Here is a 17,658-nt window from a genome sequence, read left to right as displayed (position 1 = left end):
CGGGTGCCGGACGCGATGCTTCCGTGCCCGCCGCCCGTTGGATGGGAGATGACATGATTCAGAGAAACAAGGGGCTGCCCCTGCCCCTGCGGTACGCCTTGCGCACCGTGGCGGCGGTGGCGGTGTTTCTGGTGGTGCTGGCCGTGCTGTCGCATGTGGTGATGCCCAAGAACAACCAGCGGGAGTTCGGGCAGATCGACGCGCGCGCCAACGGCGTGATGGGCGAGCGCGAGGGCAGCGTCGACGTGCTGTTCCTCGGTGATTCCGAGGCGTTCAGCTCGTTTTCCCCGCTGCAGCTGTGGGGCGATCGGGGCATCACGTCGTACGTGAGCGCCACCGCGGCGCAGCGGCTGTGCTACACGCGCACCCTGCTCGCCCGCGCGCTGAAGCGGCAGACGCCGCGCGTCGTGGTGCTGGAGACCAATTGCACCTTCGCGCGGTTCTCCATGGCCGATGCGGCGCGGCGCCTGCTCAAAGACGTGTTCCCCGTTTTCGAGTACCACGATCGCTGGAAGATCCTCACCGCAGAGGACTTCCTGAGCCCGGTCCGCTACACCTGGACCGATGAGCTCAAGGGATTCCGCCTGCGCCGTGCGCTCGAGGCGAAGCCGGCGGACACGCAGGGCTATATGGAACCGACCGACGAGTCGGCCCCGATGGCGGACCTCAACCGCGCGTACCTCGAGCAGATCTCTCAGATGTGCAAGAATGCAGGCGCGCGCCTTGTGCTCGTGAGCACGCCGAGCACCAAGAACTGGAATATGGCGCGGCACAACCGCATCGCCCAGGTCGCCGACGAGCTGGACGCGGACTACATCGACCTCAACACCGGGTCCGACAAGGTGGAGATCGACTGGCAGCAGGACACCTATGATGCCGGCGACCACCTCAACCTGCGAGGTGCCCAGAAGGTCACCCGCGCCATAGGCTCGATACTCGCGGGCCGCTATGGGGTCGGCGACCATCGCGGAGACGAGGCATTCTCCGATTGGGACGAGGCGCACGGACGCTACGTCAAGCGCCTCTCCGAGCTTTAGGGAGCCGCCGATTACTTGCTTTCGCGCCAGGCGCCTCGTCACGGGGCGCCTGGCGCGAAATGAATCGATCGATGGTTCCTCAAGCGGTATCACGCGATGCGATACACGTAATCCTCCTTGCGCGGCTTCGGCTCTGGTTCGGCGCCGTCGGCATAGCCCAGGATGCAGTGGCCGATGCCCTCGTAGGCGTCCGCGTCGATGCCGAGGCCCTGGAGCAGCGCGCGGCCCTCGGGCAGCTCGAACTCTTCCTTGGCGCGGTGGATCCAGCAGCTCGCGATTCCTAGCTCGTGCGCGGCGTTCATGAGGTTTCCCATAACCAGGCTGCCGTCGTACACATGCGTGGGCACGTCCTTGCGGGCGAGCACGACGAGCACGGCGGGCGCCCCGTAAAACGGGTCGCCGTCTGAGCCCATGATCTTCGCGTTGAGGGCGGAGAGCTCGTTGCGCACCTTCTGGTCGGTGATGGCGATGATGATGGGAGACTGCCTGCCCATGCCGGTGGGGGCGTAGGTGCCCGCCTCGATGATGCGGTCGAGCGCGTCTTTAGGCACGGGATCGCTCCGATAGCTGCGGACGCTGCGGCGCGTGGTGAGGGCATCGAGCGTGTTCATAGATACCTCCTTGCGATGTTGGCTGACATCGTGGTTCGTACCCGTTCGGGGCGACCCGGAAACGATGCATATCGTTTCCGGGTCGCCCCGCTTTTGAACAGACCTCTGGACGGGTTGAAACGAACCCGTCCCCAACCAACCCACAGAGGTTTGAATAATGGGTGTGCATCGGGCGATGTACCTTGCCGGCGAGGCCCGGCGACTAAAATGAACATCGTTCATTTTGAAGGAGGGCGCATGAACACCGTCGTCACATCGAGGGAGGAGATCCTCGAGGCAAGCCGTGAGCTGATCCGTCGTGAGGGTCTGCCTGCCCTCAGCATCCGCTCCGTCGCCTCCGCATGCGGGGTGTCGGTGGGGTCCATCTACAACTATTTCGACTCCAAGGCAGACCTCGTGGGGGCCGCGGTGGAAAGCGTCTGGCACGAGATCTTCCACAGGCAGAAGGACGCCGCCCCCTGTTCGGACACCTTGGCCTGCATCGCCTGGATGTACGGGCGCATGGAGGAGGGGGCGGGCCGCTATCCCGGGTTTTTCACCCTGCACGCAGTCGGCTTCATGGAAGACGACCGACCGGGCGGGAGGCGGCGGATGGAGCTGGCGTTCCGCCATATCCGAGATGGCCTGTGCCTGGTGATGCGGCACGACGCCCGGGTCCGTCCGGACGCGTGCACAGATCGCCTCACGGCGGAAGGTCTCGCCGACGCGATCATCTCCCTCATGGTCTCCGCCTTGCTGCGCGAAGACTACGATCCGAGCACGGTCACTGAGATCGTCCGCAAGGTCCTGTATTGATCGTTCGCCCTGCGTGCCGGCATGCCCGCCAGCCTCGGCAGGACGCGTGCTCACAAGTATGAAAGGAGAGCAATCATGAACGTGCAGCGCAACACGCTGCTGCTGATAGCCTGCCTGGTATGGAGCGTGGCGGGCATCAACATCCTGCGCATCGGGCTCATGGCCTATCCGGCGTACCTTTCGATGGTCAACGTGGTGTTATCCTTTGCGGTCTTCGGCGTCTTCCAGGCGTTCGTGTTCGGAAGGCTGGTGCGCAAACACACCGACCGGATCGGATCCTATCTCGAGGAGCGGCAGTTCTTCCTCAGGTTCTTCGATGCCAAGTCGTTCGCCATCATGGCGGTGATGATGACCGGGGGCGTCGCGCTGCGGTCGAGCGGGCTTGCCCCCGAGCGCTTCATCGCGGTCTTCTATACCGGCCTGGGCGCCTCGCTGCTGCTGGCCGGCCTGCTGTTCGGCCGAAACTTCGGCAGGGCGAGGACGGGCCGCACCGCATAGTAGCGGACACGTTCGGCGTTCCCTACACCGTCACGACGATCTTGCCGTCGGCGGTGCCCGCATCCTGCAGGGCGCAGGCGTCCGCGATGCGGTCGAAGGGGAAGCTGGCCCCGATAACGGGCCTGGTGCCGCGCTCTGCCACAAGGCGGAAGATGCGGTCCATGACGGCTTGCGACGGATAGCTGCTGTAGAAGCCGGTGAGATAGGCGCCGTTGGGAATGGCCGTGATGGGGTCGAACCCGTCGAGGACCTCCGTACCGCCCAAGATTCCCGTGTTGCACACGATGCCGCCGGGTGCGGTGCACCGGAGCGAGTCGAGCAGGGTGGCCGGGCCGACGAGCTCGAGGATGCGATCGTAGCGGTCGGGGCGCGCGGCAAGCGATCTGTCGTCGAGTATCGCCTCGTCGGCGCCCACCTCGCAGCCGCCGTCCGCCACCTCGCCCACGCATTCGATGCCCGGCACGACGGGTCGTCGGATCCACGGCTGGTCGATTTCGCCCTCGCGGAGCACCTGCTCGGAGTGGTTGAGCCCGAACCCGCGGACGCAGACGCCGCAGATGCCCTGCGGGTCATCGGAGCCGCAGGTGCCGGAGCGCCCGCCCCATGCGACCACGCGCATCAAGGTCTCGTTGCGCATGAGATTTCTCCTCTCGGTCGTCTCGTCCCGCTTCCGTGCGGGCTATACTGAGTTTCGATTTGATGCTCTACCTGCGGAAGTACGCACAAAATCGTGGGATGGGCACCAAAGGGTGACCTTTGGGCGCACGCTGCGCGAACGGTGCGGATTTCGATTCGCACGATGTTGGGCGCGTGTGCACGCGTCGGATGGAAGAGGGGATGTCCGCATGTTGAGCAAAGACGAGCTGCCGCCCTGTCCGGTTGCCACGACGCTCCGTCTGATCGGCAACAAGTAGAAGATCTTCATCCTCCAGCGGCTGCTCGACCGCCCCTACCGCTTCAACGAGCTGCAGCATTCCATTGAGGGCATCAGCCAAAAATCACTCACCGAGAACCTGCACCAGCTCGAGGCCGATGAGATCGTCACGCGCACGGTGTATCCCGAGGTCCCGCCGCATGTGGAGTATCGTCTGTCTGCGGTGGGGGAGTCCATGCGGCCCATCATCGAGAGCATGGAGTCGTGGGGGACCCGCTACCAGAAGATGGTTCGCAGGGAGTAGCGGGAACCTGTCCCCAGTAGCTCCAAGACGCATGCGGCCATAGGCACTTTTTTGTGCCTACTTCCCTTTGCGTCCGGCACGCCCTAGGGTGGCGGTTGACGATGCGCCGCACCGCGGCCGACGAAGGGAGAGGTATCGTGAACGGAACGCTGCGCCTGGTGGGCGCCCCGAAGGCGGGCAAGACTCCCGCTCAGATCGAGCGGCTGCGCGAGGCGCTCGACGCCGCGGACGCGGTGGTGATCGGCGCGGGCGCCGGCCTGTCCACCGCCGCCGGCCTCACCTATACGGGCGAGTGCCTGACCAGGTGGTTCTCGGATTTTGTGGACCGCTACGGCTTTGCCGACATGTATTCGGGAGGGTTCTACCCGTTCGCGTCGTTCGGGGAGCACCGGGCGTACTGGAGCCGCTACATCTACTGCAACCGCTACATGCGCGCGCCGGGCAGCGTCTACGCCGACCTGCTGGACCTCGTGCGCGACCGCGACTACTTTGTGCTCACCACCAACGTGGACCATCAGTTCCAGCTTGCCGGCTTCGACAAGCGCCGACTGTTCTACACCCAGGGCGACTACGGCCTGCTTCAGTGCAGCGAGCCGTGCCATGCGGGCACCTGCGACAACCGCGCGCAGGTGTTCGTGCAGGGCGAGGACGGCCTGTATGCGCTTCCCGCCGGCATGCGCCCGCGCATGGAGGTCCCGAGCGAGCTGGTGCCGCACTGCCCGGTGTGCGGCAGGCCCATGAGCATGAACCTGCGCTCGGACGGCACCTTCGTCGAGGACGAAGGGTGGCACCGCGCCGCGGAGCGCTGGGCGGACTTTCAGCGCCGTCACGAGCGAGCACGCACGCTGTACCTGGAGCTCGGCGTGGGCTACAACACTCCGGTCATCATCAAGTTCCCGTTCTGGCGCGCCGTGGCCTCCAACCGGCGCGCCACGTACGCCTGCGTGAACATGGGCGAGGCGGTGGCGCCCATCGATATCGAGCGCCGCTCGATCCTCATCGACGCCGACATCGCCCGCGTGCTGTCCGCGTTGGCGTAAGGTTCCGTCTGCGATAGTGCATATCGGGGGACGTACCTTCTGCGTGCATTTTTGCAAGCATGCACTTTTGCACGTCGGGGACGCCCCTTTGACGCGCAGCTTTATGGCCGGATGGCGAGCGGCAGATCGGCTGCTCCCGTTGCCTGCGTTTACTGCTGCTCGGCGACCAGGGTGTCGATGCGGGCGAGCAGATCCGCGATGGACGTCTGCGCCAGACGGTCCTCGAGCGCCTTCTGGGCGTCATCGAGCTCGCTGTCGAGCACGGCATGGATGTTGCGGCCGACCGGGCACTCGGCGTTCGGATTCTCGTGGAAGTTGAACAGATGGTCCTCGGTGCTTTCCACGGCGCGGTACACGTCGAGCAGCGTGATCTGCTCTGCGGGGCGCGCGAACGCGGCGCCGCCCGGTCCCATCTCCACGGTGATGATGCCGGCGTCTTTGAGCTGGCCCAACGCGCGCCGGATGACGACCGGGTTGGCGTTGACGCTCTTTGAAAGGAACGTCGACGTGGTGCGCGTGGCGGGGGAGAACTCGCCGATGGCGAGCAGGATGTGCACGGCCATGGTGAAGCGCGTCGAGATCTGCATGGGGCTTCCCTTTCTTCCGTGTGAATAGTGGTGTCATGACATGAGGTGTACGTGTTTATAGTACACCATGGAGGAAGTGTGGAGAAGTCGCCCGCTATGGTGTAACTGTTGACATTACATCTCACGCGAGGTGTAGAGGGCTAAACTCGTGGGACGATGGGCGGATCCGGTGCCCGCATTTGCTAAGCACGCCCGTCCTGTGGCAGATGCGAACACCGGGCAAGAACATGCATCACTCGGTGTTTCCCGAGCAAGAGGTGAGGAGCGATGGTGGACGACAGGCGTCGCGACGCGTTGGCGCGCAGGGGGCGCCCACCGCGCGGCATCGGCGCGAGCTCGCGCGGTGCTATGCGGCGTGCCTGGACGCCGCGGCGGCGGAGGGCCTCACAAGCGTCGCGTTTTGCTGCATCAGCACCGGCGTGTTCGGCTTTCCTCAAGCCGAGGCCGCGCAGATCGCGGTCGAAGCCGTTCGCGCGTGGCTCGACGCGAATCCCGATGCCGGTCTTCGCGTCGTGTTCGACGTCTTCCTCGACGAGGATCTCGCCATCTACCGGCGCCTGCTCGGCTAGCCGCTCCGTTCGTCGCGCGGGTTTCGGGGCCGACGTGAGATAATGCGGCCGATCGGTTCTCGTCGGAAAGTGGGGCCATATGGCGCAGTTCGCATCGGATACGTCTGCCAGGAGCGCACAGGATTGGGCAAAGGCCCTGGTCATTTTGCTTATCGGGCTCACGGTGGCGCATCTTGGCGTCACGCTGTTTTTGCAGTCGTCGCTCGGGACCGATACGTTCACCGTGTTCATCCAGGGCCTCTCGCGCGTGTTCGGGCTGACGGTCGGTACGGTCCACGTGATCGTCTTGTGCATCTTGATGGCGGTCATGCTGCTCACCACGAAAGGCTACGTCAAGCCCGGAACGGTGGTCTGCGCGTTTTGCGGCGGCCCCATCATCGACGCGTTCACCTGGCTGCTCCAGGGTGCCATCAACGAGATGTCTCCCATGGCGCTGCGCATCGCAAGCATGCTCGTCGGGTGCGTGGTGCTGTCGCTCGGCATGTCGATCGTCATCAACAGCAACGCCGGAACCGGTCCGAACGACCTGGTGGCGATCATCTTGTCCGACAAGCTTCCGAATATCGAGTTCCGCTGGGTTCGCGTCGCCTGCGACCTGTTCTTCGTGGCCGCCGGCTTTGCGCTCGGCGGCACGGTGGGCGCGGGGACGATCGTCGCCGTGCTGCTCACCGGCCCCCTGGTCCAGTTCTGGCTGCCCAAGACCGCGGCGCCCATCCGCGCAATCCTGAAGGACCGCTGATCGATGCAAATCGGGGGACGTACCTGCTGCGTGCATTTATGCAAATCTGGGGACGTACCTTTCGCGTGCATTCTTTTGGTGCGGCGGGTACGCTTCCGATATGCGATATACATATAAATGTATGCAAAATGTATGTCTCCGCTATACATAGGCACCCTAAGAATGCACGCGGCAGGTACGTCCCCCGATTTGCACCCGCTCATCCTTCTGAAGGCCCCGCTTGCCGACGTGTGGGCGAGCGCCTTGCAACGTTGCCACCGAGCGCTATGATTGCTCAATCCTTTCGGATTGATGGGATGTGCGACCTTGAGGAGGCTCGTCATGGACGAACAGATGGGCGGCTTCATCACCTGCATGCTCTGCGGTCTTATCGTGGGCGCAACGGGCGTCTACATGCTGGTTTCCGGCAATCCGCGCATCTTACACGGCTACCATTACGCGTCGGTGCCGCCTGCCAAGATGGTTCCGCTGGCGCGCTGGTCGGGCGCGGGGCTGCTTGTCGCGGGCGTCGGGTGCGCCCTGCTGATGCCGCCCGCCGACATGCCCGACTGGATGAGCGTCATAGGGATCGCGCTGCTCATCGCCGGCATCGGGATCTCGTTGGGTGCCATCGTGCACTTCAACGGCTCCTTGGTCACGATGGGAGGTAGCATGCAGGGGACATCGCGCGCCTTCATGATCGGCCTCGGCGCTCTGGCCGCAGTCGTCGTGTGCGCCGCGACTGTGGTGCCGGGTGCGCTCATGATCGCATCCGGCGACCCGTCGATGTTGCACGGGTACCATCTCGTCAACGTCGATCCCGATGATCTCCCGGCACTTGCCGCATGGGTCGGCGCCGGTACCATCGTGTTCGGTGTCGGCTTGGCGTCCTCCATCGGGCTGGCCATGTGCTGCACACGTCGACCGATGCCTCGAATCGTCAAGATCCTGCTGGTGGCGGCACTTGTGCTGTGCGGTATCGGCCTTGTCGTGATGCTGGGAGGCATCATCCATTTCAACGGTTCTTTGATGGGCTGATTCTCGCCGCGACCCCTGCCGCATCAGCCGCACCCGCCTCCGCATCCGCCGCGGACGGTTCGCCTGCGCCGCGACGGGTATACTACTTGCTTGTGGGCATCAGGCGGCAAAGGAGGAGCTGTCATGTGGGCATTCGAGAGCACGTTCTATCAGATCTATCCCATCGGGTTCTGCGGTGCGCCACTCCATAACGACGGCATCCAAGAGCATCGCATCAAGCGCGTGGCGGAATGGGCGGACTACCTGGAGGAGCTGGGCTTCGGCGCCGTGCTGCTCAACCCCGTGTTCGAGTCGAGCACGCACGGCTACGACACGCGCGACTTCACCAAGATCGATTGCCGCCTGGGCACCAACGATGATTTTGTCGAGGTCGTCCGCGAGCTCCACGACCACGGTATCCGCGTGGTGCTCGATGCGGTGTTCAACCATGTCGGGCGCGAGTTCTGGGCGTTCCAGGATGTACGCGAGAAGCGCTGGGACTCACCCTACCGTGACTGGTTCTTCATCAATTTCGAGGGCGATTCGGCGTTCGGCGACGGCTTTTGGTACGAGGGCTGGGAAGGGTGCTTCGACCTGGTGAAGCTCAACCTGCGCAATCCTGCGGTCGTCGAGTACCTGCTCGACATCGTGCGCGCCTGGCGCTACGAGTTCGATATCGACGGCCTGCGCCTGGATGTCGCCTATTCGCTCGACCATGATTTCATCCGCCGGTTGCGCCAGGTCGCAAACGACATCACTGCGGCGAGCGAGCCGGGGCGCGACTTCGTCCTCATCGGCGAGACGCTCCACGGCGATTACAGCCAGATCGTCAACGACGGGATGCTGCATTCGTGCACGAACTACGAGTGCTACAAGGGACTGTACTCGAGCTTCAACTCCCAAAACATGTTCGAGATCGCCCACTCGCTGCATCGCCAGTTCGGCGGCGACCCGTGGTGCATCTATCGCGGGCTGCACCTGCTCTCGTTCGCCGATAACCACGACGTCACGCGCCTGGCGAGCATCCTGACCGAGCCGCGCGCCATCCGTCCGGCCTATGGCCTGCTGTTCGGCATGCCGGGCATTCCGTGCCTGTACTACGGCAGCGAATGGGGACAGGCCGGCGTGAAGGGCGCGCATGACGACTACGACCTGCGTCCCGAGTTCGTCGAGCCCGAGCCGAACGAGCTGACAGAGTACCTGAAGGGGCTCATAGCAGCGCGCGCCGACAGCCGCGCCCTCAATTATGGGTCCTACCGCAACGTGGTCATCACCAACAAGCAGCTGCTGTTCGAGCGCGCGGCGGATATGGATGGCGAGCATCCTGCCGAGCGCGTGCTGGTGGCGGTGAACGCCGTGGACGAGCCCTTTACCCTGCAGGCCGACGAGCTGCGCGGGTCGTTTGCCGACCTGCTCGATCGCGGAGCCGCGCCGGTTGAGCTGGACGGGTCGCTCGGGCTCGCCCCGTTCGAGGTGCGCTGGCTGCGCTCCCTCTAGAGGGCGCGTTTCAGGACGGGGTCGATTCCTCCCATGCGTGCGTGAGAGGCGGATGCCCGGGCAGATCGTCGCCCGGGCACGCTTATGCATGGGGCGAGACCCGTCCGTCGCGGACAACCCAGACGCTCGAGGTGCAGGCTCGCAAGAACGTTCGGTCATGGCTCACCAGCAGCAGCGCTCCCGGATATCCGGCAAGCGCCCGCTCCAACGCCTCGGTGGAATGCAGGTCCAGGTGGTTGGTGGGCTCGTCCATGATGATGAGGACCGGGTGGCGCAGCAGCCCCTCGGCGAGCATGAGCTTGCGCAGCTCCCCGGGGCTCGTGCGACCGCCTTCCAGGATGCGATCGGGATCTGAGTTGAGCTGCGCGACGGTCGAGAGCACCTGCCCGCGCTCGGCGGGGGAGAGCGCGACGATGCGCGCAACGAGGCGCTCCCGCTCGCTCGGTTCGACTTCCTGCGGGATATCGAGCACAGGTAGATCGGATGCCACCAGGCCGCGTACGTGCGCGAGCAGCGTTGACTTGCCGGCGCCGTTTGGCCCGACGATGCCCACGTGGTCGGTGTTCCCCACGAACAGCTCGGGGATGACGAGCTCTCCTGCTCCGCAGGGGATGCAAGATGCCGGTACGTGCAGCACCGTCTTGCGGCGGCTCGGCTGCGCGTCAACCCACAGGTCGCCGTCGTAGCGCTTGTGCACGAACGCTGCTGCGACCCGCTTGCGGGCGGCTTCGACCTGCGCGTTCATCTGCACGGCTGATTTTCCCGCCGCCCCGTCCTGACCGGTGTAGATGGCGAGATCGATTTTTGCCTTTGCGGCCTTGTCCTTGGGGTCGATCCTGCGCTTGCTGCGGCGTGCGTCGGCGCGTGCGGCTTCGTGCGCGCGACGCTCCTGCTCGGCGGTGAGCCTCGCCAGGTGCTCCTTGGCGGCGGCGCGCTCGTGCAGGGCGGAGGTTCGCTCCAGCTCGGCTTGGCCGTGTGCCGCCGTGTATCCGCCCGGCCGCACGACGAGCGCACCGCCCGCCTCGAACGATACGCAGCGGTCCACCAGGTCGTCCAGCAGGTCGCGGTCGTGCGACACGAGGATTCCGATGCCGCGGAACCGCTGCAACGCGTGCGTGAGCTGGGATCGAGCGTCGGCGTCCAGATGGTTGGTGGGCTCGTCGGCGACGAGCACGTCGGGGCGCTGCCATAGGGCCACGGCAATCTGCAGCTTCTTGCGCTCGCCGAAAGAGAGTTCGTCGAAGCGCCAGGGCATGTCGTCCTCGATGCGGAAGATGCGGCGCAGCTCGCGCGCATCGCGACCGTAGTCCGCCGCGAAGTCGTACAGCCCCTCGGGCGCCTCGTCGACTTCCTGAGCGCACATGACGCACAGAAGGCCGCGCGTGACCGAGCCGGCATCGGGCTTCAGCTGTCCGCAGGCGATGCGCGCGAGGGTGGATTTGCCGCACCCGTTGTCGCCGAGAAGACCGGTCCAGCCGACGGGGAATGCGACGGTGATGTTGTTGAGAATGGGATTTTGGGCAGAAGGGTAGGCGAAGGTAACGCCGGTGAGCGAAAGCTGCATAGACATACTCCTTGGATGAGCGACGATACGCGTGCGTTCAGATGAGTGTGTCTCGGGAACCACTGATCAATTCATTCCGCGCCGGTCGGCCCCGTGCCGGGCGCCTGCGCGCTCAGGCTGCGTCGGCGCAGCGCAACTGCGCCTTCCTCGTCTTCGCCCGCATCCGCCTCGCCACGGAACCGACCGCCGCGAAAGCAATTAATCAGCGTTTCCCTAGCGAATCCGCAATGTTCAGCCTTCTTCCTGTCGAGCCGATGGCGCCGCCACACGCACTGCAAACCCCATGTTTCACTCGGCTGACGGTCAGAGTATAGCAAACGACACGGTGTCGACGATTTGGGTACGGGTTCCTTTTCATCGACACGGTGTCGATGAAAAGCTGCTCTATCTTGCCGCCTTACGCGTAGCGGCGGGCGACGGCGATGGTCTCGCCGATATAGCCGCCTCCGAAGAGCACGCAGTGCAGCAGCAGGGGCGCCAGCTGGTGCACGCCCACGCGCTCTTGCCAGCCGTCGGTCAACGGTGAGGCCTCGTCGTAGCCGGCGATCACGTCATCGAGGTACGGATAGCCGAACAGCTGGAGCATCGCCAGGTCGGTCTCGGCGTGTCCCCCGTATGCCATGGGGTCGATCAGCGCGCCGCCGCTCGGCTCGGTCTGATCGGCCAGGTACAAGACGTTGCCTGCCCACAGGTCCCCGTGCAGCCGCGCGCAGACCGCGCCCGACTCCCGCACGAGCGCGGGCTGCTCGGCGTCGAAATCTCCGCGCTCCACGCGGGACGCCACGCGTTCGAGGAGGTCCGTCTCGCGCGGGCCGAAGGACCCGTCGTCACGGAGCATCCGTACGTAGTAGCGGATGCGGTAGGTTGCGAAAAACGCGCCCCATGAGGACGGCGCCTCATCGCGCGGGACGTAGGGCGTCGCCGCGCGGCCGATGCCCGCAGCGCCCTCGGGGCATCCCGCAGGCGGGCAGCCCCACCACGGGGCGCCGACGGCATGCGTGCGGGCGAGCGCGGCGCCGATGCTCCGGGCGGCCGCGCGCGAAGGGGTGCCGGTGCGGATGCGCTCCTCCACCAGCTGGCGGCGCGATGCCGAGAGGACCCGGGCGCACCGCATGCCGCCGTGCGCCCCGGCCTCGGCGAGCCAGCGCAGCCCGGCGGCCTCGCACAGCAGCTCGTCGCTGGTCGCCGCTCCGGTTTTGATCACGGTGTCCTCTGTGAATGTCGGCATGTTCTCTCCAGGAAAGGTCGTGGTGGGGTTTGGGGCAAGCGTGGCCTCTCGGCGCTGATCACGCGGATGGTCTGCCGGTGCCTCCCTTGCTCAGCGCGAAGGCGTGCGCTTCCCGCATCCAGGCCATGAGCTCGTCGTCGATCTCGTCCGGGCGCTCCACGATCACATGGTGCGTCCACCGGTTGGGGTAGGGCTCCGTCGCCACTGCGATGCGCGGCGCGTCCACGCGGTGCGCGAGCCCGAAGGTCACCATGAGGCAGTGGCGGGGCCAGTCGCGCTTGCGCCGGATGGGAAGCGATGCACAGCCGAAGACGCGACGGTCCGAGAAGGTGATCTGCGTCTTCTGCACGCGTATGAGCACGTCGGCGCCGATCTCTGCCCAAATGCGGTCCTCGAGGACGCGGTAGATTGGCAGCATGAGCTGGTCGCGCGCAAAGAAGCGTTCCAGCTCGTCGTCACGGCGCTCCATGGCTCCTCCTTCTTACGTCGTCTCTCGGCGCGAAAAAGCGGCTATTCCGCGCACCCGTCGGGCATCCGGTGCGCGTACATGCGTCCGAGCTCTCCGTCATCGTCGCGCACCATGTCTACGAACTGCCAGCCCAGGCGCTCGTAGAAGCCATCGTGGTCGGTGAACAGGTACAGGTGCGGCACGCCTTGGCGCGCCATGTCATGGCAGACGGCATCGAGCAGCCGCCTTGCCACGCCCAGACGGCGATATTCGGGCTGCACGTAGACCGCGCAGACGTTGGGGGCGAGGTCGCGGCGTTCGTGGAAGTCGTTGTCGATCACGCCCGCGCCCGCCGCGATCCGCCCGTTGTCGCACACGATGTACCACTGGGGAATCGCAGCCTGTCCCTGCACGCATGCGCGCATGCTTGTGCGGTAATCCTCTGTCGCGACGCCCCATATCGACGAGAACCACTCGGCGGCGCACTCAATCAGATCCGGCCGATCGCGCAGGGCGATGACGGGAAGCGACTGGACGCGTCCGGCCATCCAGGCGACGGCGTCATGCTGCAGATGCTGCACGAAGTCGTCCTTCCCGTCGCAGTAGGCGTCGATGTCCTCGGGGAAACGCCGTGCGAGCCGTCCCTTGAGCGCGCCGTACGCGCGGGCGGCGTCCGCATGGGTGCGGAGGTAGTCGCGCACCGCCAGATGGCGTCGGATGTCGTCGACGCTGTCTTGCGAGAAGACGTGCAGTTGGAACAGGCGGAGGTCTGGGTTGGAGGGAGATGATCTGCGCAGGTAGCGCCTGCCGGGGATGCCGAACTCCCCGCACCACTCGTAGCCGAGGGCCTCCAGGCTTTCGCGCCGCGCGTCAGCCGAGGCGAGGTCGCGCACGACGGGCATCATGTCGATGACGGGCTTGGCGGCAAGCCCCGGCACCGAGGTGCTGCCGATGTGATGGACCTCGAGGAGGGCGTCGCCCAGCGCACGGGCGACGCGGGCCGCCTCGGCCTTGAACTGCGCTGCCCAGGCGGGGGAATATGGTTCGACGCGAACGTGCACGGGGTTCCTTTGGATAGCGGGTGCGGTCGATACGATTATCCCGCCGCAAACCGCATGGGGCAAACGCCGGTCGAAGCGCCCTGCCCCCGATCGCTCCGTGCCGCGCATCCCGGGGCCCGTCCGGATCGACGGTACGCATATGGCACGTCGACCCATCCACGGTACGCTATGGGCACGCTTTCGGGCGAAAAACGTGCCCATAGCGTACTTTCGACGGGGCGGCGTGCCTATAGCGTATCGTCTCGCCCGTCCGCGGCGCTCCGTGGGGCTCGAAGCCCTTCGATCAGCGTTTCCCTAGTGCGCAGATCGCCCCCAGGGATCGCGGAGATCCTCGACGGGGTTCCATACGCGCTGATAGAGCAGCCACCAGCGGTATATGCTGGACGCACAGACCGTGAGCGCCAGGGCGATGATGCCGCAGACGGCGAGTACCGTCGGAGCTCCCCCGAGCGCATGCGGCACGATGGAGACCATCAGGATGGCGGCGAGGTCGAACAGGATGATTCGTTTCGGGCCGCCGCGCTTCGTGTAGCGAAGGCTGCAGACGGACAGGCCGATGGCGCAAAGCAGGATGAAGACGAGGTAGGCGCATGCGAGCGGCCCCGCGTCCTGCCGCGGCGAGGGGTCGTGGGCGAGCTGCATGAGGGCGAGCCCGAGCCCTATGAGCGCTCCGCGCCCCAGGGTGGCGCCCGCGATGAAGCGGCGGTCGGATGCGATGCGCTCGGACTCGGCGGGCGTCTGCATGGCGGGGGCCTGCTGGTGCGCCGGGTGGCGGTCGCCGGGCCCATCGCCGGAAACGGCGCCTCCCAGCAGCTCATCGACGGTGCAGCCGAACAGGTCGGCCAGGCGGGCAAGGTTGTCCAGGTCCGGGGCGGACTGCCCGTGCTCCCACTTGGAGACCGCCTGCCTGCTTATCCCGAGGCGGACGGCGACCTGGCCCTGGGTGAGTCCGCGCTCGCGCCTGCGTGCGCCCAGGCGCTCGGCCAGCCCACAGGCGATGGACGGCGTGCGATCGTTGCGCGTGTCTGCCTTCATAGGTGCCTCCCTTGGCCGGGGTCATCCCGATTGTACCGGGCTGCAGGGAGTTTCGGCCGGCTCGGCCCTCAAGAGATGTCAACCGGTGGTTGCGCGCAGCGTGGCGCAGGCGTGAGGCGGATGGGTTCGAGCTCCAGCCTGCCGGAATGCGAAAGATCCGTCGCGGCGCCCTATCCCATCAGATGGTCCACAAGCGCCGCGCCGCCGTATCCAAAGAACGCCCCGATAGCGGCTGCGAGCAGCGTGAGGCCCACGGTGCGGACGATCTTCATCCAGCCCGGGATCATGCGCTCGCGCCGGCCGCGCTCCGTGCTGCGGTCGACCGTGCGGCCCGCCAGGAAGTCCTTGATCTCCCGATAGGTGATGAGGTCTCGGTCCTTCTTGATCCGCTCCGTCCAGACGGCGAAGAACATGGCGATGCCCCACATGGAAAGCGCGAGCAGGGCGGTGGGCATCGTCTGCGCAAAGGTCCAGTCCCACGCGATCATCTGCACGCTCAGCCAGATAAGGCATGCGAGCATCAGCAGCAAGAAGCCGAGGATGGCGATGCTCAAGCGCTTCATCAAGATGATGTCGGAGTCGATAGCCTTGTTCATGGTTTCCAGGTCTCCCTTCACGAGGTCGTCGACGGTCACGCCGAAGAGCTCGGAGAGCATGAGGAGGCTTTGCACATCGGGATAGGTCTTGCCCGTCTCCCATGACGAGATCGTCTGGCGCGAGACGTAGACCTTGGCGGCAAGGCCGTCTTGCGACAGGCCGAGCTCGCCGCGGTGTCGCTTGATCTGCGCCCCGATCTGCATCGTGTCCATCATGTCCCTCCTTTCGGGTCCTCGCGTGCCCGTCCTTCACCTCGCAGGGTGGCATGGCGCGTCCCACTTTACCATCAAAGGTTCCCGACAGGCGCCCGGCTGATGGCAGAACCCCTGACAAGAGTTCTTGTCAGGGGTTCTGAGCTGGTGTTTTGTTGAGGACTTGAGGCGCGTGCCCCATGCGCCCCAAGCTGTCCTTTGCGGCGGGGACGGGCATGGCGAGAGGCTCACCAAAGCTGAGTGCGCAAAACGGTCCGGCGCTATGATGGGATAAAGAGCACGAGCGTGCATGTGTCGGCTAAGGGAGATGTGGATGAATGCGCCCGCCTTGGAGACCAGGCGTCTGGTATTGCGCGCATTTACGGAACGGGATCTCGACGCATTGTTCCTGATCCTTCGGGATAAGGAGGCCAACCGGTTCTTGCCGTGGTACCCCGTTGAGAGCCTCGAGGAAACGAAGGCGTTCTATGAGGGTCGGTACGCCCCCTTGTATGCGCTGCCGCAGGCGTATGCCTATGCGATATGCCTGAAGGAAGAAGGATGCCCCATCGGTTACATAAACGTCTCCATGGAGGAGCACCATGACCTTGGCTACGGGCTCCGCAAGGAGTTCTGGCATCGGGGAATTGCGACGGAGGCCGCGCGGGCCGTCATCGAGCGGGTGAAACGAGACGGCATGCCGTTTGTGACGGCGACGCATGATAGGAACAATCCCAGAAGCGGCGGGGTCATGCGCAACGTGGGGATGAGGTACCGATATTCCTATGAGGAGCAATGGCAGCCGAAAGACATCCCCGTCGTGTTCAGGATGTACCAGCTCAACCTCGATGGGGTCGAGAGCAGGGTCTACCGTGGGTACTGGGATAATTCGACGGTGCGTTTTGTCGAAAAAGGCGTGTACGCCGCGCACCGCCCTGGCACCTCGATGGCAAAGCTGACGGCACGCTAGGCGTCCTCGGCGACCTCGTGGCGGTAGCCCGCTTTGACGTACAGCTTCACCGCGAGCAGGGCGAGCGAGAGGAACACGAGCGTCGCGGCGACGGCGGCCATGGCCTCGAGGCCCACGAGCGCACCGGCGAAGATGGCGACCACGGCCAGGGCGGGCATGATCTGGATGAACGTCCGGGCGATCTCCCGCTCCATGTGCGCTTGCAGCTCATCATGCTCCTTGGCATGGAGCCGGCGCAGCGCGGCATCGTCTCGCAGCGCGCGGCGCATGTCGACGATCCGACGGATGGTGATGACGCCGGCCACGGCGAACAGGCCCGTCAGAAAGCCGGCGAGAAACCCCGAGACGCGCATGTCGTCGTGCAGGGCGGGGAGGCTGTCGCTGGCGCTGAGCACGCCGAGGGCGATCAGGGAGCCGCAGATGACGGCTGCGGAGGCGGTCTCGCGGCGCAGACGGCGGCGGACATCGGCGCGCACGGTCTCGAGAGTGCGTTTCATGGGTACCCCTTCCGGTTCATCGAACAACGATAGACTTCGGCGAAGCGTTTCGAACGGATTCATGGGTGCTGCTCCTTACAGTTCCTCGTCGATCTCGGAGAAATCGAAGACCTCTTCGATGGAAAGGCCGAAATGCCGGGCGATCTTGTACGCCAGGGGAAGCGAGGCGGTGTACTTTCCGACCTCGATGGATGTGATCGTCTGGCGCGTAGTCCCGACCGCGTCGGCGAGTTCCGCCTGGCTGAGCTTGGCTGCGCGGCGCAGCTCCTTGATGCGCGTGCGCATGCTAGCGTCGGGTGCCGGGGGCACGACGGCGCCCGTCTCGGATTCGGGCGAGCGCCCCGCATGTGCACAGGAGGATGGCTGCGAGTGCGGCGACGGTGTTCATGTCCATGGCGACCTCTTTCAAATGTCAAGTTTGCTTTGCAAGAAAAGCATAGTCTACTTTGCAAAAAAAGACAAGCAGACTTTGCAAAAACTGAGATCGCCGTCAGGTCCCTCATAAAGCTCATGCCGTTCG

General features: G+C 65.2%; 21 protein-coding genes. 10 read left to right on the top strand and 11 right to left on the bottom strand.

Features of this window, described 5'->3' with window-relative positions; genetic code table 11:
* Positions 1-53: 53 nt before the first annotated feature.
* The gene (locus QVN30_RS04015; protein ID WP_289835552.1) at positions 54-1,037 is read left to right on the top strand and encodes an SGNH/GDSL hydrolase family protein; all 984 of its coding nucleotides are present in this window, start codon (positions 54-56) and stop codon (positions 1,035-1,037) included.
* Positions 1,038-1,126: 89 nt separating this feature from the next.
* Here the strand turns inward: QVN30_RS04015 and QVN30_RS04010 are convergent, their stop codons facing one another.
* On the bottom strand, positions 1,127-1,648 hold the full coding sequence (locus QVN30_RS04010; protein WP_066828884.1) for a nitroreductase: 522 nt from the start codon (positions 1,646-1,648) through the stop codon (positions 1,127-1,129).
* Positions 1,649-1,885: 237 nt separating this feature from the next.
* On the opposite strand from QVN30_RS04010, the gene QVN30_RS04005 reads away from it, so the two are divergent.
* Positions 1,886-2,443, top strand: coding sequence for a TetR/AcrR family transcriptional regulator (locus QVN30_RS04005; protein WP_289835551.1), 558 nt, complete (start codon positions 1,886-1,888; stop codon positions 2,441-2,443).
* Positions 2,444-2,518: 75 nt separating this feature from the next.
* Complete coding sequence (locus QVN30_RS04000; RefSeq protein ID WP_289835550.1) at positions 2,519-2,941, top strand: hypothetical protein; 423 nt, start codon at positions 2,519-2,521, stop codon at positions 2,939-2,941.
* Positions 2,942-2,963: 22 nt separating this feature from the next.
* Here QVN30_RS04000 and QVN30_RS03995 read toward each other — a convergent pair whose 3' ends face one another.
* Complete coding sequence (locus QVN30_RS03995) at positions 2,964-3,578, bottom strand: zinc-binding dehydrogenase (protein WP_289835549.1); 615 nt, start codon at positions 3,576-3,578, stop codon at positions 2,964-2,966.
* A 280-nt stretch (positions 3,579-3,858) separates the two neighbouring features.
* Here QVN30_RS03995 and QVN30_RS03990 point away from each other — a divergent pair, with 280 nt between their 5' ends.
* Both QVN30_RS03990 and QVN30_RS03985 read left to right on the top strand, forming a co-directional pair.
* Complete coding sequence (locus tag QVN30_RS03990; protein WP_204564796.1) at positions 3,859-4,119, top strand: winged helix-turn-helix transcriptional regulator; 261 nt, start codon at positions 3,859-3,861, stop codon at positions 4,117-4,119.
* A gap of 137 nt (positions 4,120-4,256) precedes the next feature.
* Complete coding sequence (locus QVN30_RS03985; protein ID WP_289835548.1) at positions 4,257-5,159, top strand: SIR2 family NAD-dependent protein deacylase; 903 nt, start codon at positions 4,257-4,259, stop codon at positions 5,157-5,159.
* A gap of 149 nt (positions 5,160-5,308) precedes the next feature.
* Here the strand turns inward: QVN30_RS03985 and QVN30_RS03980 are convergent, their stop codons facing one another.
* On the bottom strand, positions 5,309-5,746 hold the full coding sequence (locus QVN30_RS03980) for an Rrf2 family transcriptional regulator (RefSeq protein WP_066828882.1): 438 nt from the start codon (positions 5,744-5,746) through the stop codon (positions 5,309-5,311).
* Positions 5,747-6,003: 257 nt separating this feature from the next.
* Here QVN30_RS03980 and QVN30_RS03975 point away from each other — a divergent pair, with 257 nt between their 5' ends.
* The 4 genes from QVN30_RS03975 (at position 6,004) to QVN30_RS03960 (ending at position 9,547) form a co-directional block, all read left to right on the top strand.
* Positions 6,004-6,315: a macro domain-containing protein gene (locus QVN30_RS03975; RefSeq protein WP_289835547.1), complete on the top strand. Its 312-nt coding sequence runs from the start codon at positions 6,004-6,006 to the stop codon at positions 6,313-6,315.
* 79 nt (positions 6,316-6,394) lie between these two features.
* Positions 6,395-7,054, top strand: coding sequence for a YczE/YyaS/YitT family protein (locus QVN30_RS03970; RefSeq protein WP_273355187.1), 660 nt, complete (start codon positions 6,395-6,397; stop codon positions 7,052-7,054).
* Positions 7,055-7,375: 321 nt separating this feature from the next.
* Complete coding sequence (locus QVN30_RS03965) at positions 7,376-8,071, top strand: hypothetical protein (protein ID WP_289835546.1); 696 nt, start codon at positions 7,376-7,378, stop codon at positions 8,069-8,071.
* Positions 8,072-8,194: 123 nt separating this feature from the next.
* Positions 8,195-9,547, top strand: a complete 1,353-nt coding sequence (locus tag QVN30_RS03960) for an alpha-amylase family glycosyl hydrolase (protein ID WP_289835545.1) — start codon at positions 8,195-8,197, stop codon at positions 9,545-9,547.
* A gap of 82 nt (positions 9,548-9,629) precedes the next feature.
* Here QVN30_RS03960 and QVN30_RS03955 read toward each other — a convergent pair whose 3' ends face one another.
* The 6 genes from QVN30_RS03955 to QVN30_RS03930 all read right to left on the bottom strand — a co-directional run bounded on the left by QVN30_RS03955 (position 9,630) and on the right by QVN30_RS03930 (position 15,695).
* Positions 9,630-11,111 (bottom strand): ATP-binding cassette domain-containing protein, encoded by a 1,482-nt coding sequence (locus tag QVN30_RS03955; protein ID WP_289835544.1) that lies wholly within the window; start codon positions 11,109-11,111, stop codon positions 9,630-9,632.
* A gap of 397 nt (positions 11,112-11,508) precedes the next feature.
* A complete protein-coding gene (locus QVN30_RS03950; protein ID WP_289835543.1) occupies positions 11,509-12,339 on the bottom strand; it encodes a fructosamine kinase family protein in 831 nt (276 codons plus the stop codon).
* A 58-nt stretch (positions 12,340-12,397) separates the two neighbouring features.
* A complete protein-coding gene (locus tag QVN30_RS03945; protein WP_289835542.1) occupies positions 12,398-12,808 on the bottom strand; it encodes a DUF5655 domain-containing protein in 411 nt (136 codons plus the stop codon).
* A gap of 41 nt (positions 12,809-12,849) precedes the next feature.
* Positions 12,850-13,848 carry a GNAT family N-acetyltransferase gene (locus QVN30_RS03940; RefSeq protein WP_289835541.1) on the bottom strand — a complete coding sequence of 333 codons (999 nt, stop codon included), beginning with the start codon at positions 13,846-13,848 and terminating at the stop codon, positions 12,850-12,852.
* 294 nt (positions 13,849-14,142) lie between these two features.
* Positions 14,143-14,883, bottom strand: a complete 741-nt coding sequence (locus tag QVN30_RS03935) for a helix-turn-helix domain-containing protein (protein WP_289835540.1) — start codon at positions 14,881-14,883, stop codon at positions 14,143-14,145.
* 170 nt (positions 14,884-15,053) lie between these two features.
* Positions 15,054-15,695, bottom strand: coding sequence for a helix-turn-helix domain-containing protein (locus tag QVN30_RS03930; RefSeq protein WP_239461647.1), 642 nt, complete (start codon positions 15,693-15,695; stop codon positions 15,054-15,056).
* A 310-nt stretch (positions 15,696-16,005) separates the two neighbouring features.
* Between QVN30_RS03930 and QVN30_RS03925 the strand changes: the two genes are divergently transcribed.
* Positions 16,006-16,641 carry a GNAT family N-acetyltransferase gene (locus QVN30_RS03925; RefSeq protein WP_289835539.1) on the top strand — a complete coding sequence of 212 codons (636 nt, stop codon included), beginning with the start codon at positions 16,006-16,008 and terminating at the stop codon, positions 16,639-16,641.
* Here the strand turns inward: QVN30_RS03925 and QVN30_RS03920 are convergent.
* Both QVN30_RS03920 and QVN30_RS03915 read right to left on the bottom strand, forming a co-directional pair.
* Positions 16,638-17,138, bottom strand: coding sequence for a hypothetical protein (locus tag QVN30_RS03920; RefSeq protein ID WP_289835538.1), 501 nt, complete (start codon positions 17,136-17,138; stop codon positions 16,638-16,640). The genes QVN30_RS03925 and QVN30_RS03920 overlap by 4 nt on opposite strands.
* 75 nt (positions 17,139-17,213) lie before the next feature.
* Entirely contained in the window at positions 17,214-17,423 is a 210-nt protein-coding gene (locus QVN30_RS03915; RefSeq protein ID WP_066828856.1) for a helix-turn-helix transcriptional regulator, read from the bottom strand.
* Between the last annotated feature and the right edge of the window lie 235 nt (positions 17,424-17,658).

This window comes from Collinsella ihumii, assembly GCF_030385545.1.
Classification (GTDB): Bacteria; Actinomycetota; Coriobacteriia; order Coriobacteriales; family Coriobacteriaceae; genus Collinsella; species Collinsella ihumii.
The sequence above is the reverse complement of the archived record's forward strand: the minus strand, read 5'-3'. Positions and strand labels throughout refer to the sequence as shown.